This window comes from Runella defluvii, from assembly GCF_014195535.1.
Taxonomy (GTDB): domain Bacteria; phylum Bacteroidota; class Bacteroidia; order Cytophagales; family Spirosomataceae; genus Runella; species Runella defluvii.
In genome coordinates, this window is the sequence record NZ_JACIBY010000001.1 from 589,862 (window position 1) to 612,781 (window position 22,920).

The following is a 22,920-nucleotide window of genomic DNA, read 5'->3' on the forward strand; positions in this document are numbered from 1 at the left end:
TATCAAAGGTCGCAATAAGTTGTTTTTTGTCCAATATCTGTATTTTTGTCCAATATTGCTTACTCGCTATGTCTTTTTACCCACTATACCGTTCGTTAGGCATCAGGGCTGAAGAAGTCCGAACCGTAGGACTGTTTTTCTTGCACCACTTTTTTTTAGGCTTTGGTACGATGCTTATTTACGTGTCGGCCAACGTCATTCTCCTTGAAAATCACCCCGAAACGAGCCTCCCGCTGGCGTACATGGCTTCGGCGGTGGGGATGATGTTAGTAGGGAAAATCTATAGTTATTTTGAACACCACTTGTTGCTCGACCGCCTGGTGATTCGGGTGCTTGGGGCAGTGCTGGTGCTGACGGCCGTCATTTTGGCGTTGGTTTATTTTGGGCATTCGGTGGCGGCCTCCGTTGCCATCATGGTGGGTTTTCGAGCGATTTATTTATTAACAAATCTTGAATTTTGGGGCGTCTCAGCGGTGGTATTTGACGTGCGTCAAAGCAAACGGTTGTTTGGGGTAATCAGCGCGGGCGATATGCCAGCCAAAGCCCTTGGGGGTGTTTTGGCAGTCTTAATTCATGGCCATACCGAACTGCTGGTGCTTATTTTATTGGCATTTGGGTTCTTTTGGGCGGCGATGTACACCGCCGTGCAAACGTTTCGGTCGCACAAAGTCGCCACCGAACACGGGCACGCTCCTGTGCGTCGTACCCACATGCCCCGCCTGATTGCGCAGTTGTTTGGAGGGAGCGAGTTGATTTTTGCCATGTGTCTGAGCCTGACCGCAGTAGCCATCATGGCAACGGGGGTAGAATACGCCTTTTTTATTAACGTTAAATACAAACTTCACAGCCAAGCCGACGTGATGAAATACCTCGGTATTGTATTGGCACTCACGTATTTATTGGCAACGTTTGTGAAACTGATTGTCTCCCGCCAAACGGTCGAGTACTTTGGCATCAACCGAATGTTGGCATTGCTTCCTGTAGGAGGATTGTTGGTGTCGATGGCATTGGGCGTGATTTTCTTCACGGAGGCCGACGTGTCGGTGCAATTGGTGGCTTATTGCTTTGTCTATTTAGGCTTTGAGGTTGTGCGTCGGGCTTTGTTTGATCCCGTTTTTTTGGTGCTTTTTCAACCGCTTTCTACCCACCAACGCCTGCGCGGACATACCCTCGCCAAAGGTTTCTACGAGCCACTGGGACTAGGAATTGGGGGATTGATGCTGTACTTGAGCCATCATTTGTGGCAAGGTGGCGACTGGTTTTTGGTAGAAGAAATTGTGATTGGGGCGTTGTTTGCCTTGTGGTTTTTGAGGAGAACGTACCGTCAATACGTGCTTACGCTGCAAGAGGCATTGAGCAAACGTTTTATGGCGGCCGAAGATTTGGCCGTCCCCGATGAGGCTGTTCATGCGGTGTTGAAAAACTTGCAAAGTGATAAACCTAAAGAAGTGATCAACGCGATTGAATGGTTGGTGGCCAATCGGCCGAAAAGTGTGTCATCAGATCGGCTGTATCGGTACGTGACGGAGTTGGTAGGGCATTCCAACGAACGGATTCGGGTAAAAGCCCTTGACATTGCCGACCAACTTAAAGTAAAACTCAAACCTGCTCAGCTTCGCATGATGATTTTGCATGACTCGGAAGTCAGTGTACGGGAGAAAGCGGCATTTGTGTTGAGTAAAGATTCGGAATCGGCGGCGGTAGAGTTTTTGTACCACGACGATTTGGTGGTTAGAAAGGGGGCATTGCTTGGGTTATTGACCACCCATCCTGAGCAAGCACAGGGGCAAACCGCGCTCAAAGCGATGTTGCAAAGTGAGCAGGTGAAAAGCCAGTTGGCCGCCCTCGACATTGTAAAAGAATTGGGCTTATCAACCCACAGTAAACTGATAGGTAATGCACTAAAACAGTCTGACCCCGCAGTGGTCATGTCTGCGATTGAGACAGCAGGAAGGTTGAAAGACCCAGTCCTGACCGAACAAGTAGCGGGATTATTAAATGAAAAAATATACTGGCGGCAAGCAGCACGAAGCTTGGCCAAACTAGAAGCGATACCCGTACTAGCTGCTTTAGAAACCTCGGCTAACTCCCTGACAGTGACCCAGCGGGTGATAGCTACGGCGGGACAGATGCATTCGGAAGAAGCCCATGCTTTGTTGGTAGAAATGGTGCAACGCCCCGACGTGACGGTTCGAACTTCGGCTTTGCAGGCGTTGCGAAATTATCCCAATGCGCGAGGTAAGGCTGCTGTTTTTGAGCAATTGCTGAAAGAAGAGTTTTTGTTGGCACAACGTTTATTGCACGCTACCAATGAAACAGACCTTGGCAATGACCTGAAAAATAGCCTTATCTACGAGCAAGAAGTGCTCATTCAGCGGATTTTTGGCTTGCTGATGCAACAATATGACCAAGAGGCGATTCTGAGCACGCAGGCAAGTTTGTTGCACAGCTCGCGCGAACGCCGTGCCAATTCGCTGGAATTGCTTCAAAATGTGGTGCCTCGTCAGGTATATGCGAATTTACACGCACTGCTCGACAACGTTGCCGATGCCGACAAAATTCGGATGATGGATGCTCAATTGGGAACATCTACGGTTACAGGTTCTATCAAAGACTATATTTTACAGCAAGGAACACGCTATTTTACCGATTGGACCATCCGATTGGCTCTGCGTGGTATCCCGCTCGAAACCCTATTTCAATACCCCGATTTACGCCTTATGAGTCATTCTTCTGCCACCGCTACGGTTTCGATTACGGAACGGGTTATGGTTCTAAAAAATACCGAACTTTTTGCTGAAACCCCCGAAAACGTCCTGAGTAGCATTGCGCCCATCATGCGCGAAGTTAGCTACCACGAAGGTCAAACGATCTTTGACAAAGGCGATTTGGGAACGAGTATGTTTGTGATTTATGATGGCGAAGTTGGTATTTACGATGGCAAAGTTCAGCTGGCAACCTTTGGTCGGGGAGATGTTTTTGGAGAACTAGCCCTGCTTGATACCGAACCTCGCTCGGCTGGCGTGGTAGCGTTATCAGATGTACAATTGTTCCGCATCGACCAAGGCGATTTTTATGATTTGATGGACGAACGCGGCGAAGTGCTTCGGAACATCATCAAAATTCTTTGCCAACGGATTCGCACCCAAAATACCAAGCTACGCCAGCTTTCGACAAAATAAAAAAACGCTGGGAAAAGCGTCGGGTTTTGAGAAACCCTCGACACGATAATCGGGTTGTGAGCAACCCTCCACACAATCAGATTGCTCACAACCCGACGAAATCAATCTTCTGTTTTTATACTTCCAATTCAAACTGAAAAGAGGCTAGCACCGCTCCATTGACTTGAATGTCAATCTGATGAGTTCCTGCGTACAATTGCCGCGTAGTCATGTTGGGACGAAAAACATGGCGCTTAGAAAGCGTTTGGGGCGCTTCGGGATGAAGGGTAAGCGTTTGTAATTTAAAGACTTTTTTGCTGGTCATCACTCCTTGCTTATTCTGAAAATACAGAATATAATCCACCACGGCGCCTTTGGTTTCGGTGCTGCTTAGTTCAAATGAAAACGAAAGTGCATCTCCTACTTTTACACGCGTATCAAACTGCACAGCACTGAGATTGAGGTTGGTGCTGTTTCCAAATCCTAACATACGCAGCGCTTCGGGCTGACCCATTTTTACCAATGTTCGCAAGGAATGTTTGGTCATAAAATTCATTTCAGCCTCGGTCTGTTGCCCCGACGATTGCCATTGTTTCAAGGTAGTGAGCACCAATTCGGGATGAATTTTAGCGATATCATTAAGGTGATTAGCGACACTTCTTGTAACAAAGCGGGTTTTATCGGCAAAAAGACGATGTAGAATGGGCACGGCATCTTCGGCGGCAATATGAATCTTTTGAGCCCACGGCAATTTAGGCCGACTCCCTTCACTGCAAAGACGCCGAACGTGGTAATTGGAATCGTTGGCCCAAGTGAGGAGCGCCGCTAGGGTTTCTTGGGGAAAGGCGTTGATAAAAAATCGAATAGAAAACTCGGCAGAAAAACGTTTGGTCATTTCTTTGATGGCTTCCAACGAGAAATGAAGCTGTTCGCGGGTGCAGCCATAATGCGCCACAAAGTCGCTGAAAGGGGCATAGATAAACTCTCCGAAGTCATTGTCGCTCAAGGTTTCGTCCAAAGGTGCGGGGAGTGTTCGGAGCAAAATGTTGGTAGCCTCTTGATAATCTTCGGGTAAGTATTTCCGAAAACACTGCCGAATGTGCGCGATGCGTTCTTTCAGTTCGAGTTGTGGGAAGGCTTGGAGAACCTCTTGTTGAAATAATTCTTGTTCAAAAGCGGGATACACATTGGCAATTGAACGGGTGAGAAATGCCACCTTCGACGAGTTAAAAAGGTGGTCTTTGAGAGAAAATTTTTCTTCCATGAGTAATTTGTTTTGTAAGGCTGTTGACCCTGCAAAGATACAAATAGCGGTGCTAAACCTCGGAAGAAATAGGCAAAATAGTGTCGGTTTGTACATTTAAAATGAAACCTACCCGAAATACATTGTCGATGCTAATGCGGGAGTCGTGCTGGAGCATTTTGCGGAGTTTTGAAATAAAAACGTCAAAACTGCGACCTAAGAAATAATCCTTTTTGCCATAAATTTTTTCCACCGCATCTTCACGGCGCAGGATTTGGTTTTGGTGCTGACACAGTAGTTTTAATACTTCGTTCTCGGTTTCGGTCAAGCGCCACGTTTCGTTTTGGTATATTAATTCTTGCCGCGAGTAATCAAACACATACGCACCGATGGAAAACCGTTGGCTAGGCACGGCGGTAGCAGGGGAGACTTGCCGACGCAGTAGCACTTTGAGGCGGCACAGCAACTCGTCTTCGTCAAAGGGCTTGGTAATGTAATCTTCGGCACCCAACTCAAACCCTTTGAGTTTGTCGTCTTTGAGAGAACGCGCTGTTAAAAATAGGAAAGGAGTGGAGGAGGATTGCGTTCGAGCGTGTTGTGCCAGCGTAAAACCGTCCATGTTGGGCATCATTATGTCAAAAATACATAGGTCAAACGGGCTACGTTGAAGGGCGACAAGTCCACTTTCTCCGTCGCGGCACAGTTTTACTTCAAAGCCATTATCCTCCAAAAATTCCGTCAACAAAAAGCCCATGCTGAGGTCATCTTCTACCAGTAAAATGCGTTGTTTTTGTTTCATTTTCAGATGATTGTGGGTGTTAGTTAAGGCCATTGATGGTCAGACGGTAGTCAGACCATACTTTGACGATTTTTCACGGTCTGACTATCGTCTGACCTAGTCAAACCCTCGTTTGATACCGTAGGGAGATATACCTCAAACTTACTTCCACGATTTTCTTCGCTACTAACCCGCACAAAGCCGTTGTGCAGTTCAATCATACTTTTAACGTAGGCCAACCCTAGCCCAAAACCTTTGGCAGCGTGCTTGTCTCCGTGATGAATGCGTTGAAATTTCTCAAAAATCATTTCTCGTTGGTTCGTCGGAATCCCAATGCCGTTATCCTGAACTGCTACGATGACGCCTTTATCGTCGGTTTGAACCGAAATCCGAATCAAGGGACGTTCTTTGGTGTATTTGAGGGCGTTATCAAGCAAATTGCGGAAAACATTTCCCAAATGTTGTTTATCTCCAAAGATATAAAGGTCGTTAGGGACATCTTCGAGTAAGAGCGTAGCTTGGCGCTCGGCAATTGGCATGGACAAGCTATCAATGGCCTTTTGGAGGAGCTGGCTTACCGATACATGTTCTTTTTCGAGGGCGTAGTCGCCATTTTCAACTTTGGCCAACTGTAAAACTCGCTCTACTTCGTGCAGCAGTTGCTTGTTTTCGCGACGGATGATGTCTATTAATTGATTGCCTTTTAGTTCGCCGTGTTTTTTGGATAACATGTTTACGGCCAATCCGATATTGCTAAGTGGAGTTCGGAATTCATGGGCCATGTTGTTGAAAAAATCAACATTGGTTTGTAGCAAGCGTTTTTGTTTCATCAACGACCAGTTGACAAGTAATAGGAGTACTGTCACAAAAATCAAAATTATGACCGTAGCGAACATCATCAAGTTCATACTGCGAAGAATGAAGCTTTTTTTATTGGGAAAACTCATTCGTAGATACGCTTCTTTGCCTTTTAAAGATGGCAACGATACGACGGTTTGATAAACATCGGGTTGACATTGTTTGGTGGTCGAAAGGCTCAATTGGTAGTCCAAATCAATTTGATAGAATGCCAGCGTTTTGTTGAGTTCGGTTCGAAAATCGGGCTTATCAATCAATCCTGCGGGTAAATGATTGACATTGGCGAAGACAAGCGTTTCCGAGTTTTTGGCCATCGAACAATGACTCCCCGCGCACAGAGAACCGCCATCGTAGGTTTCGATGGTAGCACAAAGCGCCATTGACACACGCTGGTTAAAAATCTCTTCTGAGAGTTGCCAGGAGTGCCGCATCCAAATCAATTGAATTACTACCAGCGCAATTCCTCCCAGCGCCGACGCGATAAGAATGACCGATAGGTTGTTTCGTTGAATTTTCATAGAACAAATGTAACACCTAGCTAGAGAATAAAACCCTAAAATAACAACTTGATAACAAGTGGGTAACATCCCAATGACACCAAGCAAAGGGGAGGCTGCCGTACCTTTGTAGCGTTAAAACAATCAAATCAATTAATCATTCTTTAACGTATTTTTATCATGAAAAAAGTTCTTTTGTCTGCGTTGTTTTTGGTAGCTGTAGCAACGGCTGGAGTGTCAGCTCAATCAAGCCCTAACTGCTGCGACAAGTCGAAGTGTTGCAAAACTGCTTGCGAAAAAACAGAGGCTTGCGCCAAAAACGACAAAAATTGCCAAACATCTTGTGCTAAAACAGCATCGGCAAAACCGAGTAAACTTTCAAAATCAAAAGCCATTGCGAAATTGTAAGTTGATAGCTTGGTGCTAAAAAAACGCCACCCTGCGGAGTATCCGTAGGGTGGCGTTTTGCTAAATGTAAGTGCAGAATGTGCTTTTAAGTAAGAAAGCAAAATTAGGGTATTTGCCTTGGTGTAATTCGTTGACTTTGAACGGATAACGATTAACATGTGCTTGAGCACCTAGCGTCTCATTAGCTTAAAACCAATGTCGCGGCCTTGGCCTTTGAACATCGCAAGGTTTATCCAAAAGAAAGCAAACTGTTCCATGAGTTGAAATTTATCATTTCCACCTACGTCGTAGCAAGCACCAAAACCCGCATCCAACGCTAATTGCGAAGCGATGGCTTTGCCTTTTTCTGAGTCACCCGCCACAAATGCGTCGATGGCGTGGTCACCATAAGTAGGGTCAAGCATGTTATTAAAGCCTGTGGTGTTAAAGCATTTCACTACGTCGGTGGTGGCGGTGTTGGCCAAAATGGCTTCCGAGGTATTGGTAAAACCTGCGGGGCCACGCCCCATCACGATGTTCATGGTGTCGATGATTACTTTGCCCGTGGTATTGCCCAGCGATTGGGCTACTTCTGAGGCCAAAGGGGCAGGGGTGGCGAGCACAATGATGTCGCATTGTTGGACAGCACTTTCGATGCTTGTAAAACGGTCTTCGCCGATTTGGGTAGCGAGCTTGATTGACTTGTCGCTTAACGGGAATTTGGCTCCCATCAAGACGGTATGGCCCGCGCCGATAAACTTTTGAGCTAATGCCCCGCCGACATTGCCCGAACCGATGATTGCTATTTTCATATCTGTTTAGTTTTTTTAGAAAACAAATCCGTTTTCGGCTTCGATTTTAGTAGGTAAGTTACTCTCTTCCAGCATTTCTTTCAAGTCCCGCTCAATCGTATTGCAAATAGACGTCATTGGAACGTCCGTAATTCGATTTTCAAATGGGTCTTCGTTGACTTCACCTACCTTACCCATTACCCCAAATACGAACGAAACCAAGATACTCACGGGAATCATCAGCGCAGGAATGCCCATTTTATTGAAGTCGCCTATTAAAGAAAACGGAAGAATAACCATAAACACCACCATAAATAATTTAGTAAAAAAGTGGTATTGGCGTAAAAGGGGCGTGTTTTTAATGCGTTCACAAGCCCCTTGGAAATTGTTGAAGCCTGCTAGTGTAGGTTCGAGACTAATGTTGTCAAATGCCCCTAAAATTTCTGAACGCATTCCTTCTTTGATACGAATGCCTTGATTTTGAAGTAAATAGTTGGGCTTGTTAGTTTTTTGGAGGAGGTGTTGGTATTCGTGTTCTGACAATAAGTGCCTGATTTCATCCCACGAATCTTGACGACGAAGGTGCAAGCGCAGTGCATGGGCAAAGGCAATCTGACGGTACATTAATTCCCTTTTGTAGTCATCGACCTGCTGTGAGGAGGCTTTGCCAATCGCGACGGCATTGTCGGCATTGGCGATGATTTGGCGCGCAAAAATGCGGCTATTGTTAATGATACTTCCCCAAAGGGTGCGAGCCTCCCACCAGCGATTGTAGGAATTGTTGTTGCGAAAAGCCAAAAAAATGGCCAAGGCACTCCCTAAAATAGCCGCGACGGAAAAGGGTAAAACTACTTTTTCGAGGTGCTGATTGTGGTATAAAAAATAAACAGCGGCGGAGAGGCCTGCCGAGGCAAGCAATTCGGTACGCATGTAACGAGCAACGGCAATAGGGTTAAATACTTTGCGTAGAATCATGATTGTTAAAATTCGTTTCTTCTCGATGAATTGAAGTTACCTTCTTGTTTTGAATCAGTCATAAGCCAGCCCAAAAAGATAGAAAAATGACCGAAAACGATATTTCTTACAAAATACGAGGCTGTATTTTCAAGGTGTTTAAAAATCTTGGACCTGGACTTTTAGAAAGTGCTTATGAAGTTGCTTTAATGTATGAGCTTCGTAAGGAAGGTTTGATGGTTAGTAACCAAGTAAATCTTCCCATGATTTATGAAGAAATGAGGGTGGATATTGCCTATCGCTTGGACATTGTGGTTGACAACAAGGTCATTATTGAACTCAAATCGGTTGAAAATCTTTTGGATGTTCATCACAAACAGGTCATTACCTATTTAAAGCTTTCAGGAATGAAACTCGGTATATTGGTGAATTTTAATACGGATGATATTTCAAAAAGCATTTTTCGAAAAGTCAATGGTTTAGCTTCTTAGCCCTCCGACTCACGCAGATTTTTTCGCTGACTTTCGCTGACTAATTCTGTGCTGTTCTGTGGGTATTAATTCTGGGCAATCAGCGGGTTAAAATTTTTCTACCCGCAGACTCACGCAGATTTTTTCGCAGACTTCCGCTGACTAATTCTGCGCTGTTCTGCGGGTATTTATTCTGCGTAATCAGCGGGTTAAAATTTTTCTACCCGCCGACTCACGCAGATTTTTTCGCAGACTTCCGCTGACTAATTCTGCGCTGCTCTGCGGGTATTAATTCTGCGCAATCAGCGGGTTAAAATTTTTACCACCAATTCAGCTGCAGCGGCACCCGAATTTTGTTGTTGACCCGTAATCAAATTCTCGTCTTGGATTGCGTATGATGAGAACGGAGCAGCTACTTTGAAGGTCGTTCCTACTAATTTTTGAGCTTCGGTTTCGATGCGGTAGGGCTGAATTTTCATGCCCACGGCTTGGTCAGCAAATTCTTCTTCAGCATCGGCAAAACCAGTCCACGTTTTTCCTGCGACAATTAGTTCGCCGTTTGATTTTTTAGCTTCTAGCAACAACGTTGTCGAGTGACAAACGGCGGTACTTGGCTTACCAGCTTCGTAGAAATCCGCAAATAGTTTTTGTAGTTCGTGATTGCCGCGAAACGTGTACATCGGGCCTTGGCCACCCACCAAAAAGATAGCATCGTATTCGTCTGCCTTTACTTCGGTTAGTTTTTTGGTGTTAGAAAGCATGTCGTTGAACCACTGCTGCTGCATGTAGCCCAACGAAATTACATCGTGAGCAGAATACCCACTAGCATCGGCAGGATTTGAGTAAGTATCCATCTCCAATTTGCCGCCTTCGGTCGATACTAGTTCTACTTCATAGCCCGCTTCTTGGAAAACGCGAAGTGGGTGTGTGAGTTCGGCCACCCAAAAACCAATGGGCCAACCTGTTTGTTGTGAGACACTTGGCGAACTGGCTACCATTAAAATTTTGCCCTTAGTAGGTGCGCCGTGGAAATGTACGTAGCTGTTAATTTCTGTAATCATTGTGAGGTGTTTTGGTCGTTTATTTGTGGAGCAAAATTGGGAGGCCAAGCACACAAAACCATGTGTACCACTTTTTTGTACGATACGCACTAAAAAGTATGTATAAAATTATGAAGATGTATGTTTATTTTTGAAGACAGATAGGTCTCGAATAAGCGTAATTGCTCCGCAATCAGCGGGTTAAAGTTTTTCTACCCGCAGACTCACGCAGATTTTTTCGCAGATTTCCGCTGACTGATTCTGCGCTGTTCTGCGGGTATTTATTCTGCGCAATCAGCGGGTTAAAGTTTTTCTACCCGCCGACTCACGCAGATTTTTTTCGCAGACTTCCGCTGACTAATTCTGCGCTGTTCTGCGGGTATTTATTCTGCGAAATCAGCGGGTTCAAATAGTTCTACACTGACTAATTCAAAATGGGAGATTTTAGATACAACGGTAAAATGTATTACAATCCAGTAGAGTTTGCAATGGACCGAATTGGTGGGACGTGGAAAATGCCGATTTTGTGGCGGTTGAAAGACCGTGTTATGCGGTACAGTGAGTTACAGAAAGACATTCCGCATATATCGCAAAAAATGCTCACTACCCAACTGCGAGAACTCGAAGACGATGGATTTGTGGTAAGAAAAGTATATGCAGTTGTGCCACCCAAAACCGAATACACCATCACTGAACGCGGGCTCAGAGCTATCGAAGTAGTGAAAGTTATCAGAAACTATGGACTAGAACTGATGGATGAAATGGGGATAAATGATAAATGACTTTTTAAATAATAGCAGAAGGGACAAACCTCCGTTCACAGATTTTTGCCCCTTCAATGACTACTTTCTTACAATGGGTACCTGTAAATTAGTTGGACGGTTTTCGGGTTTGTCAAAGCCTCTCCCGTCCACATGTTTGCCCCCCATAAAGAGCATATCATTGTAGATGTAGATAAGGTCATAATCGCCTACTGTTTCACCCGCTTTTACCCCAAACAATGGAAATTCTTTTCCTTTGATGTCTTGCGTTACGCCAACTGCCCAAGTGTTTAGACCTTCTACGGGAGCAGAGTTGAGTTGGTCGGCAAACATGGGGTGTAAGGGAGTTACTTCAAAACCTTCGTCCAAGATGTAATCAACCTCAAAAGCCCCCTCAGCAATTGGGTGGGCTTTACCCCAAATAGTGTGCCCTTTAAAGGTGAACTTTACCAAAGGAAGCTGTCCATAGGGGTCTGCTGAACTTAAAATACTTCCCTCAAAACGGTCATTGGAAAAATATTGAAAATTGCGCTGAACATAAAAAGGTTCAATTTTACCAGTGCCAAGTCTGTCTTCAAAAGGACGCAGTTCAGGCGAAATACTTACCCATTCGCCACCTTGTACGTACGTTTTAATCTGCTCAATTGTCATTTTTTTGTTGATTTTAATGTTAGTTAATACGCAATTTTTGTGCTTGCTCGGTGGTTAATACCTGTTTCAACTCGGCCTGCCATTTGGCAACAGCTGCATAAATCACTTCTTTTTTTCGGCCTTGCTTGTAGGCTTCTTCATGCCCATTGGCTCTTTCGAGGTTGATTTGAAACACTTTTGTTTTTTGCTCCTCTGTCAGCGACAGTTTTTTTGCCATTTTTTCGGTAATGTGCTTTATCTTTTCTTCCTTATTGAGGCGGGAAAAGCTGAATGCCTTGAAACTGATGGCTGAGATGGCAAGCAGGGCCAGTCCGAGGATGATTTGCTTTGTTTTCATTTGTCTGTTTTTTAAGTTAACGCTACAAAACTCTTATATTTGTCTGTAAAAAATAAGTAGTCGTATTTTTTATATATAGTACAAAAAAAATAGACTAATGGAAAATAAGAGAAAAAACAAAGATTTTAACCCGAATGGTTGCCCTGTGACGCATTGCATGAACCTGATTGGGGGAAAGTGGAAGCCCGTCATTATTCATTTGATACGAAAAGACTGCAACCGTTTTTCGATGCTTCAAAGGGCGATTCCTGATATTAGTAAACAGATGCTCGTGAATCAACTGCGAGAATTAGAAGAAGATGGGCTGGTGGAACGCATTATCTATGCCGAAATTCCACCCCGTGTGGAATATAAAATGTCAGATTATGGCCAAACGTTAGTGCCCATCATTGATGCCATGAGTAAGTGGGGGTTGCAGGATATGAAAGTGGAGTAAAGAAAGCGGGTTAAACGTATTGATTAAAAAACAGCAACGTATCCGCAATGTGTTCTTCCCAATACTCCCACGAATGACCGCCTGAAAATTCTTGGTAGGTATGAGGTATGTTGTTGGCAGTTAGGTTTTTGTGTAATTCTCGGTTGTGTTCAATCAAAATGTCTTCGCTGCCACAATCGAAACGAAAAGGAGGTAAACAGTCTTTGTTTTGGAGCAAATACTCCCACACGCCATCTTGTTCCAATGCATCGTTTTGTAATTGGTCAAAGTCTTCCACAAACTCACCAAGTTGCTCGAAATGAGTAATGCTTGACAGACCCGAAAACGCCCGAAATAAGTTGGGGTACTTTGCTCCCAAGCGCATTGCCCCAAAACCACCCATCGATAGCCCCGTAATAAAAACGGGCGACTCGTCCGTCGCTTGCGGGAACTGCTCTTTTACTACTTGTAGTACATCTTCTACAATCCAACGCTCATAATCGGCGGTTTTGTGGGGTACATAACCACTGCCATCCCCGTACAATCCATCAGAGGGCATCACCAAAATCATGGGTTTGATTTGTCCCGCGTCTATGAGTTTTTGTGCCGTTTCGTGTACTTTTCCTTTTACTGCCCAAGCCCAGTGGCTACCATATACACCGTGTAACAAAATGACAATAGGAAGCACTCCCTCCGCCTTTGATGGGGTATAAACGGTTAAATCTGCCCGTTTTTTCAACGCATTACTTTTCACGGTAATAAAGTGTAAACCTTGAAAAATGGCATTTTCGGTCGTAAAAAATGAACTCATAGGGGCTTTCGTCAAGTAATTATGCAAAAACTTGTAAGTGCTTTAGGGGTTTGATTATCAACTAATGAAAGTCCTCCCTTGGAGGGGAGGATTTAGGTGGGGTTACTTAAAACACAATGACTCCTTTGGCATTCACACCCGCGTGCATGTCAGCAAATGCCTGCGACAAATCGCTGAGTGGGTAGGTGCGGGTGACCATTTTATCCAAAATCAAAGCACCTTTAGCGTAGAGGTCTTGCAAAATGGGGAAGTCAATTTGTGGACGAGTCTTGCCGTACAACGGGTTGATATATACTTTATCCCATTCAAATAAATTCATATCAATCACAATCTCCTGCTCTATGCCGCTGACCTGAACGGCCATCCCCGCATTTCGAACCATCGCCAACGGTGCTGCTCCCAATTCTGGAATGGCGGTACATTCAAACGCATAATCGGCACCGCGCCCGTCGGTCATGGTTTTAACTACTTTGGACGCATTCACCAAGCCTTTGTCGGTTTTTTCGGCCAAAACCGTGTGCGTGGCGCCGTATTCTTTGGCCATTTCGAGGCGCAAAGGATTAATATCGACGGCAATGATTTTGCCTGCTCCTGCGATGCGTGCGCCTTGGATGACGTTCAGACCCACGCCGCCCGTACCCAATACTACCACCGATGTGCCTGGTTTTACCTTGGCGGCATTGACCACTGAACCATAGCCTGTCATCACGCCACAGCCGACAATCGCCGCAGAGCTGAAAGGCATCTCAACGTGCATTTTGACGCACGCGGCCTCACGCACAAGGGTGTATTCGGACATGGTACCGAGGCTAAAGGCACGTTCAATCGGCACATCGTTGTAGGTGGTTGAACTGAAAGTTGCATGGCCTTCGCTTAGTCTATTTCCCGCCGTGACTGCCGAGTTACGTTCGCAAATGTGTTGGTTTCCTTCTTGGCATTGAAAACATTCGTAGCAGGGAATCGCCCAATTGAGCATTACTTTGTCACCCACTTGTAGCGATTTTACGCGATTCCCTACTTTTTTTACGATACCAGCCCCTTCGTGCCCCATTACCAGCGGCTTCCCCCACGACTGCGAATCCCAATCGGTATGGCATACCCCTGCGGCCTTGATTTCTACCAAGACTTCATCGCCTTGCGGGGCGGCTACGGTGATATTTTGAATGGAAAAATGGCCGTTGCCATCGGCAACGGCGGCTTTGGATTGTAACATGGATTCGTGCTTTTTTAAATGTTGCAGCTTATCTCACGAATTAGTTCGCTTTCAATGCTTCACCTTCAAACTGAATGCCGTCCCAACCGTACTTGATAAAGTTGCGGATGTTTTGGTGGTCGGTGCCATCGGGGTTGCCGAGGACGTCTTTGTTGTAAAAATCACCAAAGCAGTGGAGGGTATCTTGTTGGCTTAAACCTAATAATTTGGCAAAAGAAAATACTTTGCACGAACCTGAGTTTTGCCCCACGGCATTGTAGGTGTCTCCGTTCTTGAATGCCGTAGGGGTAAACTCAAAATTTGCCTCAATGTGGGCAATCACTTCTTGAAAACTAACTTCGTTGGCTTTAATTTGATCTAAAATCATGGGTCTTTTTTTGCCACAAAGGTAGGAATTATACGGTCAGCAATTCCATCAAATCACGTTTTTGACCCGATTCTAAGTTGATTAACTCAAAGCGTTTGGCGGAGGTATAAGACCCCATGTCAGTATCACTGTTGATAAGAACTGCCCCCATTAAAATCACGTATTTGCAGTTGTAGGTAGTTTTTGAAACCAATTCGCAAATGCGAGCGTCGATGGCTTCATAAATCACTTCGGTTGCCTCAAATAGTGGCGTTTTAGCGGAGAGAATCCGCTCTTTTTGTTTGAGTAATATCTGTTCAAGGGTATTCATTTGGTAATCTAAATCAGTGACATTCCCTTCCACAATTTGGTCGTTCATTAATTTGGCCAACGCTCCCTTCGCAGCTCCGCAGCAGCCGCTATTTTTGTGCTGACCAAAACGGTGAATTTCTCCAATAGTTCCCGTTTTAGTGATTCCGATGTGCGGGCCGTAGTAGATAAACACCGCGCCATCGTCGGGAACGTGGCTGGCAAAAGCGCCCATGCCCGTCAGTCCCGTAAAAGGAAACCCGTCTAGGCCACCCATTTTGAAGGGGCCGAGCAGTTCTTTCGTACGAGCAGGATATTGAATACTGTTGACGTCGTCGCTACAAACGCTGTCGGCAAGCATTACTTGTTCGGGTTCGAGGTCAAGGTGTTCTTCAATAAAATCAATAAAACGATTGACACTGTCGATGGTCGTAATGGCATTAGGATACCACTGACGGATGATTTTTAATTTTTCTTTCTTGAGCATGATTTTTGAGAATTTGGGTTATAAAACAATGTTATTTTGGGGTTGAATGGCGGGTGGAAGGTCAGTTTCTCCGAGCATTTCTCGCATGTCAATTTCGATGGTTCGGCTCATTTGTGAAATCGGAACGTCGTTAGGACTTCCTTCAAATGGGTTTTCGGTGCTTTCACCCACTTGGTCGAGCGTGGTGTACATCCAGCAAATCAGAATACTAAACGGCACCACAAACCAAATCATGTGTCCTTGCAAGACGCCCGAAATGGTTTCATTGAGTTTGTCAAAATCTTTGAGCATTCCGTAGGGGAGGAGAATGCAAAAAATCCGAATAAAAACGGTGTTGATGGTCGCAAACTGACGCGGATAGGGGAAGTTTTTGATGCGTTCGCTGCGGCCTTGCTGGTCGTACAAATCCTTGATGGCGCGTTGCATTTCAACAAATTGAATGCTGTCGATTTGGTGGTTGCGGTACAACTCCTTGATGGTTTTGCTTTGTAAGCTCAGCAGTTGAGCCGCCTTGTTTTTGGTACCCATAATATACGAAAGCTCGTCTTTCGAAAGGTATTTTTCCAATTCGCTTTCCAACGAGCTTTGTTTTTCAGGAACAGAATAATATTTGTCTTGGTACTCGAGGTTGTGCTGAAGCGACTGTGCTTCCCACGAGCGGCCATCGCGCATGGCATAGCGCAAGGCGGTTAGCCACGCAAAATGCCGATAAACCAGTTGTTTAGATTGTTGAGGATTGTCCAAAAAATCGCGTGCCATAACGCCCCACGCGCGGCTACTGTTGAGAATACTACCCCAAATTTGCCGTGCCTCCCAGGTTCGGTTGTAGGTTTGGGTATTCTTAAAGCCCACAATGAAGGCCGTGGCAGTACCTAACAAGGCGACTACCGTCCAAGGTACGGCCAGCCATTGCAAGTTTACATATTCGTACAAAAGCACAGGTATGACGCTCAGAATGACGAATTTGAGGATGTTTTTTCGAGTCCAGATGAGAAGTTCGGCGGTTGAATATCTTTTTCCTGCGTGCATGGGTAATGAGGGTTGAAAGTCAAAAATTACGATTAATATACTATTTATTTAATGAAAAGTCACAAATCAAAAAGGCGTTGGCAAGTGATAGAGGTGTTAATAAACAAAAAGTTAAGTATTGGTAAACTTCGTAAAAGCCGTTATTTTTGTTGAATACTGCCCCCAAGCACCTTTATGAAGAAAATTTTACTGGTAGTTTTTACAGGATTTGTTCCGTTGTTTACCCTTGCTCAACATTACACCCACGTAGGCTCGTGGTCGCGGTTGGCGCTAAGTGCAAAACTAACCCCCAAACTAGGCGTAATGGCTGAAGTAGGAATGCGCCGTCAAAATAGCCTCATTCATCTCAATCCGATTGAAAAACCGCAGACCAACAACGTTAAATTAACCCTGACTTATTCCCTCAAACGTCTCAACTTAATCTTATCTCCCGCTGAAAATATTTACTCGGAGGCATTGTTAGGAAAAGAAACGGACTCAACTATCCCACGGGTGCACGAGTTTCGGGTATCGGGTGGGGTTGAATACCTAAAGCCTGCGCTTAAACGCCGTTTTCAGATTCGTAGCATTTATGAATACCGCAATTTTGATGGTTTCAAACGGGGAAGGCTCCGTACACGGGTGATGAATCGGTGGACGATAAGCCCTGCTAATACACTGAGCTTGTACGATGAGTTTTTTGTAAATACCCACCCTCATCCCCAGCCCAATTGGTTTAACCAAAATCGACTGTCTTGTACCTATACCCGCTCATTGACCCGTTTTTTAGACCTAGAGCTTGGTTACATTTATGTCCTGTCCGAACGCCCCACGCTGTCCGAATTTGACCATACCCATGCGCTGATTACGTACCTTACTGTTAAGATTTGAAAGGGTGGTAGGCCGCCTGAGTTGAAGCCTTGCGATGAATAACACGGTTTTAGATAGTTGTTAATTAACACTTATTTAAAGTCGATTGCCTTAAACCAACCGACATTCTTTAATTTTACAGCCTACATTAAACTTCGTTCTGTTTTGCTGTTTAAAGATATTATCGGTCACGACGAAACCAAACGCGCGCTTATTCGCTCAGTTCAAACCAACCACGTCGCTCATGCTCAGCTATTTGACGGGCCCGTAGGCGGGGCAGGTATTGCGCTGGCGTGGGCGTTTGCTACTTATGTCAATTGCGAAGACCGACAGCCCGAGGATTCTTGTGGGCGGTGTCCGTCGTGTATCAAAATGCGTAAACTCGTCCATCCTGACGTGTATCACATCTTTCCATTGCCTCGTACACCCAAAGAGGGCGAAGATTTGTTGGCCGAGCTTACTCCCAAATGGCGCGCTTTTCTGGAAGAACAACCTTACCGAACGTTATCCGATTGGCTGGCGTATATCAATGCCACGGGTAATCAACAGGGGATTATTCCTATTCGTGAATCACGCGGAATTATCAATAAACTTTCACTCAAAGCGTTTGAGGGAGAGTATAAAATTATGTTGTTTTGGCAGCCTGAACTGCTCAATACAGCAGCGGCCAATGCACTGCTTAAAATTTTGGAAGAGCCTCCCCAAAAGACGTTGTTTTTGCTCATTTCGAGCCAGTCGGATAAGCTGCTGACAACCATTATTTCGCGGACACAACGGGTAGCAGTGCGGGGTTTTGATGACGAAGAGGTTACTCAATTTTTATCCCAAAAAGGAATCGACGAGCGCCGTGCGCGGCAAATAGCGTTTTTGTGCGAAGGCAATTTGTCGGAAGCCATGCGCTTGACCCACGAAACCGAAGACGACCGCCATGCGTGGTTTGCCAATTGGATGCGGAAATGCTATTCGCGCGATTTTGGGGCTTTGGTAAAGTTGGCGGATGAATTTGATGGTTTGGGAAAAGAAAAACAAAAAAGGATTTTTGACTACACCCTCAATCTTTTCCGCGATTTGTTTTTATGGCAAAACGGCGTGGAAGATTTGCTTCGTTTGCAAGATGAAGAACTAGGTTTTGTGCAAAAATTTGGGAAAGCAGTTGTACCTGCTTCCATCGAATTGCTCATTCAAGAAATGACGGAAGGGTATTATCACCTTGAGCGAAATGCCCGCGCTAAAGTGCTTTTTTTGGACATTTCACTGACGGCTGCTCGAACGATGCGAGGGTAAGTTTTGGGATTGATATGAACCCCAAAGCACGCCCCGAACTACGATTCGGGGCGTGCACGGTTTTTACGTCTCTGACGTTCGCTAATTGCTTTTATACGAAACTATCCCCTGCTGATTAATCCCAAAGAAGAGGTAATTAGTAACAGAAAGAACACTGCGAACTTCGCCTTGTAACATAAAGCCTGAACGGGCCTGCGGAACATAACTGAATTTCCCTTGGCCGTTGTTGTGTAAAAGCACCCCAAAATTGGCGTCATAATGTCCAAAGCGCAAGCGGGTATGTAATTGGTTTCCGCAAAGCAGCAGGTCTTTTTTACCGTCTTTGTCATAATCCAAAGCTACCAACGCATGAACAGGCGATGCTTGGACTTCGAGCGGAAGGGCTTGTGGAGCAAATTTACCGTCGGCACCACGGATAAACAAAGTAGTGGCAAGATGAGTGGCTTCCAAATGCCCCGCACCACTCAACTCCGACGAGTCAAAAACATCTTGCAGTGTCGCGTCGGCGTACGTTTTGTAGTCGGTATAGCGCTTGCCCATAATCGGAAGTTGTCCAATCAACTCATCACGCGTGACATAAGGGTAGCTTTTCCCTTGGATGTAGGTACACAAAATGGGGTCAATTCGGCCGTTTTGGTCAAAATCTTTGAAGTACAATTCGGCAGGTTGTTCTTTCGAGGCTTTTACTTGCGAGTTTAGCCCCAAATTCCCCACAACCAAATCCATTTTTCCATCGCCGTTGAAATCATCCACCAACAATTTGTTCCACCAACCGCTGTATTTTTGGTAAAAATAGGCATCCGTTTTGTTCTCCAATTTGCCATTGACGTTTTCAAACACCGTTACGGGTATCCATTCGCCCACCACAATTAGTTCAGGTCTTTTATCACTGTTGAGGTCAAGCCAAACGGCATCCGTTACCATACCCATTTTTTTCACTTCAGGAGCTATACTAGCTGTTACATCTTTAAAAGTAACCCCATTTGAGCCGCTAATAGGGCTGAGTATAAAACTTTGCGGAGTCTCAGGATAACTTCCAGGTACCACTCGCCCACCTACAAACAAATCAGGTTTTCCGTCGCCATTCACATCCGCTACTCGAACGCAGCTTGTGCTTACGGGCATTGAAGGAAGTGCGGCGGCGTTTTTGGTGAAATTTCCTTGTCCATCGTTCAGGTAAAGGGCATCTTGCAAAAGCGGGTCGTTGGGCTGAAAATTGGCATAGCCTCCGTGGCAAACGTACAAATCAAGGTCTTTATCGCCGTCGGCATCAAAAAACACGGCGTCCGAAGCATCGCTTTTCGCATCCATTTCAAAAGCAGGCTGGGATTTTTTTGCAAAACGCGGAGCAGCGCCCGAACTGCCTTTTTGTTGTAAAAACAAGGCACCTGCTTGCCCGTTTCCACCTCCCACAAAGACGTCTTCGAGGCCATCGCCATTCACATCGCCTTTGGCAAGACACGGCCCGACGTACGATTGTGGGTTGACCATCAAAATCTGACGTTTGAAATCATTGAAGCCTGTTGAGGGTTGTTGGTACACAATGGGCGAGGAGGTAGGTTGAAAAAGCGGGGCGGGAGTGGTAGTCTTAAAAGGATTCAACGTCGCGTCTTTCTCATTCAGCGTTAGCCATTGGTCACCTTTAAGGTTGGCAAGGCGCTTTTGTTTGCCGTTTGGCCAAGTCACGTGCAGCGAATCAACGGTGGCGTTTGTCCCTAATCCAAAATTGAGCACACCCGACACGCTCGACTGATACCCACGCATGGGCATTTGTTCGAGGTACTGAGGTTGGCCTTTTTGGAAAATGGTCACTTTGGCACCGATTCCAAAACGGTTGTTTTCTGAACCAGCCAAACTGATTTTGAGGTAGTGGTTTTGGAGTTTTTTGTTGGCGTCGTTTTGATAAATAAAAGCGGGGGCGTTGATGTTATTAACGACCAAGTCCAAGTCGCCATCGTTGTCCAAATCGGCATATACCGCACCATTGCTGTTGGAATGTTGACCCAATCCCCAAGCCATACCAACGTTTTTGAAAGTCAGGTCTTTGTTGTTTTTATAGGCATAATTGACCACGTTCGAGGCGGGCATCTGTTGCACGAGCTTCATCACGTCGTCGCGGGTTACGTTGGTCGCATTTTGCTGAAACTCATTCATGTATTTCAGAAAATCGAGGTTCGTATAGTCGCGTAAGTAGCCGTTGGTAATGTAGAGGTCTTTCCAGCCGTCGTTGTCATAATCGGCAAACAAGGCGGCCCAGCTCCAATCGGTGTTGGAAATCCCCGCCATTTGGCCGATTTCGGAGAACCCCTCCCTAAATCCCTCCCCTGTAGGGAGGGACGTTTTTGCTCCTCCACCTGACAGGGGGGAGGCAGGGAGGGGGGTATTCACCTGCAACATATTCCGCATAAACTGCTTTTGAAAACCCGAGCGCACGGTCATGTCAAACTTTTCGTAGTTGTCGGGGGCCATCAAGAGTTTTTGGCGTCGATTTTCTTCGGGCAACATATCGAGGGTGAAAATATCGGGTAAGGCATCGTTGTTCACGTCTGCTACGTCATTCCCCATCGAAAACTGCGAAATATGCCCCATCGACTGCCCAAGTTGGTCAGTAAATCCTCCCTTTTGATTGTTTATATAGAGGCGGTCGGGGATGGTATAGTCATTACTTACGTAAATGTCGGGCCAACCGTCTTGGTTAAAGTCGGCGATTCCCGCCCCCAAACCATACGACAGCGGTGAACTATTGATGCCCGATTGGGTAGTAATGTCGGTAAACCGTTTGTTATCGTTCCTAAAAAGCCGAGAGCCACTTACCTCATCGTTCATTTTTATCCATTCCGCACTATTGGATTCATTCAAGACGGGCAACGATTTGATGTTGTGGTTGAGCAAAAACAAATCCAAATCGCCATCGCGGTCGTAGTCAAAGAAATACGCGTTGGTGCTTGATGCCATGCTGTTGAGGCCATATTCAGCGGCTTGTTCTACGAAGGTAGGAATGCCCTGAGCGTTGTTGCCTTGGTTGATAAACAGTTCGTTGGCTTTTTTCTCAGGCATCAAATTGCCCGAGTGGCAGACGTAAATATCAAGTTTCCCATCGCTGTTGACGTCCGCCATGGTCACGCCTGTTTTCCACGGCCCCGAGCGCCCAGCAGCTCCCGACGGAAGCGTAATGTCCTCAAATTTCATGTTGCCACGGTTGAGGTACAGTTTATTATCGCTCATGTTGGCCGTAAAATACAGGTCTTCGAGCTTATCGCCGTTGAGATCGCCCACGGCCACGCCACCACCATTGTAGAAATATTCGTACATCAACACGTTGGTATTGAGTCCTTCGTTGATGATGTTTTGAAAGTCAACCCCCGTTTGCTCGGCGGTTAGCTGCGTAAAAAGCGTGGGTTCGTTGGATTCTTGGGCGCTTTGATTGTTGGGAGAATTGGTACAACCGCCAAGGAAAAGGGCAACACAGGCTATATAAAGAGTAGATGTTAGCTTCATAAAAAAGTGGAAATCGAAGGTAAACTAGGTGAATTGACGACAAAATTCAATAATATCTTTTAGGTCTTTTTCATTTCTAAAGTCGGGTCTTTTTTCTTGTAAGTAATTCGTAATCTGTTTTTTATACTTAGGGAGTATTTTGAAAAGCGATGATTTTGACGCTTTGTAGCAACTGTTGTTTTTGTCAACAAAGTAATAAGTAGTGTTTTTACTAAAGACAACATCGCCTTTGGGGTCAAGCTTTTGGACAGAGCCGTTGCCGTTGGAAAAAACGGTAAATGTTCGTATCGAAGAGACTCCTGTTGATTGTTGATATGCCCCAATTTTTTCCAGATTAGCTAACCTAAATTGCTGTTTTCTACCAAGCCGAACGGACGAAGAATCGTTGGGTTCGATGAACAAGTAACCATATTTGGGGGCAAAAACAAAGGGTTGTTTCCCTACAATAATCATCTTAATAAGTTGCTCATTGGTGAGTGATAGGGTGTCATTTTGTGTCCCTACAAAGTGAATCTCTCCTAAAAGCAAGTTATAGTTAAGCTGGGCGTTTGTGTTATTTCCATTATAAAAAATAACCCGTCCTGGTTGAAATTGTGGATAAAGATATTGTACCGAGGTGGGGATTGCCTTTTTTGGGTCTTCGCCAGCTTTTACCTTAAAAAACTCTTGGGCCTTCATTGGGTGAATGAAGTACAGCATTACCATTACTAAAGATAAACAAACTGCCTTCATGGTCAAGCTCAGATTAAGT

The 22,920-nt window shown here is 45.3% G+C and carries 22 protein-coding genes; 6 read left to right on the plus strand and 16 right to left on the minus strand.

The features are described from left to right. Positions 1-68: 68 nt before the first annotated feature. Positions 69-3,182 (plus strand): cyclic nucleotide-binding domain-containing protein, encoded by a 3,114-nt coding sequence (locus FHS57_RS02420; protein WP_183971249.1) that lies wholly within the window; start codon positions 69-71, stop codon positions 3,180-3,182. A gap of 115 nt (positions 3,183-3,297) precedes the next feature. Here the strand turns inward: FHS57_RS02420 and FHS57_RS02425 are convergent, their stop codons facing one another. The 6 genes from FHS57_RS02425 to FHS57_RS02450 all read right to left on the minus strand — a co-directional run bounded on the left by FHS57_RS02425 (position 3,298) and on the right by FHS57_RS02450 (position 8,690). Then, positions 3,298-4,425: a DNA alkylation repair protein gene (locus FHS57_RS02425; protein WP_183971250.1), complete on the minus strand. Its 1,128-nt coding sequence runs from the start codon at positions 4,423-4,425 to the stop codon at positions 3,298-3,300. 52 nt (positions 4,426-4,477) lie between these two features. After that, a complete protein-coding gene (locus FHS57_RS02430) occupies positions 4,478-5,203 on the minus strand; it encodes a response regulator transcription factor (protein ID WP_183971251.1) in 726 nt (241 codons plus the stop codon). 50 nt (positions 5,204-5,253) lie between these two features. Next, positions 5,254-6,558, minus strand: coding sequence for a sensor histidine kinase (locus tag FHS57_RS02435; protein ID WP_183971252.1), 1,305 nt, complete (start codon positions 6,556-6,558; stop codon positions 5,254-5,256). 221 nt (positions 6,559-6,779) lie between these two features. Continuing rightward, entirely contained in the window at positions 6,780-7,103 is a 324-nt protein-coding gene (locus FHS57_RS02440) for a hypothetical protein (RefSeq protein WP_183971253.1), read from the minus strand. Between the two features lie 12 nt (positions 7,104-7,115). Further along, positions 7,116-7,736, minus strand: a complete 621-nt coding sequence (locus FHS57_RS02445; RefSeq protein ID WP_183971254.1) for an NADPH-dependent F420 reductase — start codon at positions 7,734-7,736, stop codon at positions 7,116-7,118. 15 nt (positions 7,737-7,751) lie between these two features. Continuing rightward, positions 7,752-8,690: a bestrophin family protein gene (locus FHS57_RS02450; protein WP_183971255.1), complete on the minus strand. Its 939-nt coding sequence runs from the start codon at positions 8,688-8,690 to the stop codon at positions 7,752-7,754. 86 nt (positions 8,691-8,776) lie between these two features. Here FHS57_RS02450 and FHS57_RS02455 point away from each other — a divergent pair, with 86 nt between their 5' ends. Continuing rightward, positions 8,777-9,160 (plus strand): GxxExxY protein, encoded by a 384-nt coding sequence (locus FHS57_RS02455; protein WP_183971256.1) that lies wholly within the window; start codon positions 8,777-8,779, stop codon positions 9,158-9,160. Between the two features lie 281 nt (positions 9,161-9,441). Here FHS57_RS02455 and FHS57_RS02460 read toward each other — a convergent pair whose 3' ends face one another. Then, the gene (locus tag FHS57_RS02460) at positions 9,442-10,200 is read right to left on the minus strand and encodes a type 1 glutamine amidotransferase domain-containing protein (protein ID WP_183971257.1); all 759 of its coding nucleotides are present in this window, start codon (positions 10,198-10,200) and stop codon (positions 9,442-9,444) included. A gap of 413 nt (positions 10,201-10,613) precedes the next feature. Here FHS57_RS02460 and FHS57_RS02465 point away from each other — a divergent pair, with 413 nt between their 5' ends. Next, the gene (locus FHS57_RS02465) at positions 10,614-10,961 is read left to right on the plus strand and encodes a winged helix-turn-helix transcriptional regulator (protein WP_310586958.1); all 348 of its coding nucleotides are present in this window, start codon (positions 10,614-10,616) and stop codon (positions 10,959-10,961) included. Between the two features lie 60 nt (positions 10,962-11,021). Here the strand turns inward: FHS57_RS02465 and FHS57_RS02470 are convergent, their stop codons facing one another. Continuing rightward, on the minus strand, positions 11,022-11,591 hold the full coding sequence (locus FHS57_RS02470; RefSeq protein ID WP_183971258.1) for a hypothetical protein: 570 nt from the start codon (positions 11,589-11,591) through the stop codon (positions 11,022-11,024). Between the two features lie 19 nt (positions 11,592-11,610). Beyond that, positions 11,611-11,928, minus strand: a complete 318-nt coding sequence (locus FHS57_RS02475) for a DUF4890 domain-containing protein (RefSeq protein ID WP_183971259.1) — start codon at positions 11,926-11,928, stop codon at positions 11,611-11,613. Positions 11,929-12,025: 97 nt separating this feature from the next. Between FHS57_RS02475 and FHS57_RS02480 the strand changes: the two genes are divergently transcribed. Continuing rightward, positions 12,026-12,364, plus strand: a complete 339-nt coding sequence (locus tag FHS57_RS02480; RefSeq protein WP_183971260.1) for a winged helix-turn-helix transcriptional regulator — start codon at positions 12,026-12,028, stop codon at positions 12,362-12,364. Positions 12,365-12,374: 10 nt separating this feature from the next. On the opposite strand, the gene FHS57_RS02485 is transcribed toward FHS57_RS02480, so the two are convergent. From FHS57_RS02485 to FHS57_RS02505, 5 genes are all read right to left on the minus strand, one after another. Beyond that, positions 12,375-13,154 (minus strand): alpha/beta hydrolase, encoded by a 780-nt coding sequence (locus tag FHS57_RS02485; RefSeq protein WP_183971261.1) that lies wholly within the window; start codon positions 13,152-13,154, stop codon positions 12,375-12,377. 106 nt (positions 13,155-13,260) lie between these two features. Further along, entirely contained in the window at positions 13,261-14,367 is a 1,107-nt protein-coding gene (locus FHS57_RS02490; protein ID WP_183971262.1) for an alcohol dehydrogenase catalytic domain-containing protein, read from the minus strand. Between the two features lie 40 nt (positions 14,368-14,407). Then, positions 14,408-14,734: a HopJ type III effector protein gene (locus FHS57_RS02495; RefSeq protein WP_183971263.1), complete on the minus strand. Its 327-nt coding sequence runs from the start codon at positions 14,732-14,734 to the stop codon at positions 14,408-14,410. A 28-nt stretch (positions 14,735-14,762) separates the two neighbouring features. Then, positions 14,763-15,509, minus strand: a complete 747-nt coding sequence (locus FHS57_RS02500) for an LCIB family protein (protein WP_183971264.1) — start codon at positions 15,507-15,509, stop codon at positions 14,763-14,765. 18 nt (positions 15,510-15,527) lie between these two features. Further along, positions 15,528-16,538, minus strand: a complete 1,011-nt coding sequence (locus FHS57_RS02505; RefSeq protein WP_183971265.1) for a bestrophin family protein — start codon at positions 16,536-16,538, stop codon at positions 15,528-15,530. Positions 16,539-16,712: 174 nt separating this feature from the next. Between FHS57_RS02505 and FHS57_RS02510 the strand changes: the two genes are divergently transcribed. Beyond that, positions 16,713-17,408, plus strand: a complete 696-nt coding sequence (locus FHS57_RS02510; RefSeq protein ID WP_183971266.1) for a DUF2490 domain-containing protein — start codon at positions 16,713-16,715, stop codon at positions 17,406-17,408. 144 nt (positions 17,409-17,552) lie between these two features. Further along, positions 17,553-18,671, plus strand: a complete 1,119-nt coding sequence (locus FHS57_RS02515; RefSeq protein ID WP_183971267.1) for a DNA polymerase III subunit — start codon at positions 17,553-17,555, stop codon at positions 18,669-18,671. An 81-nt stretch (positions 18,672-18,752) separates the two neighbouring features. Here the strand turns inward: FHS57_RS02515 and FHS57_RS02520 are convergent, their stop codons facing one another. Together FHS57_RS02520 and FHS57_RS02525 are read right to left on the minus strand one after the other, a co-directional pair. Then, a complete protein-coding gene (locus FHS57_RS02520) occupies positions 18,753-22,169 on the minus strand; it encodes a VCBS repeat-containing protein (protein ID WP_183971268.1) in 3,417 nt (1,138 codons plus the stop codon). Between the two features lie 24 nt (positions 22,170-22,193). Beyond that, positions 22,194-22,901, minus strand: a complete 708-nt coding sequence (locus tag FHS57_RS02525) for a hypothetical protein (RefSeq protein ID WP_183971269.1) — start codon at positions 22,899-22,901, stop codon at positions 22,194-22,196. Positions 22,902-22,920: the final 19 nt, after the last annotated feature.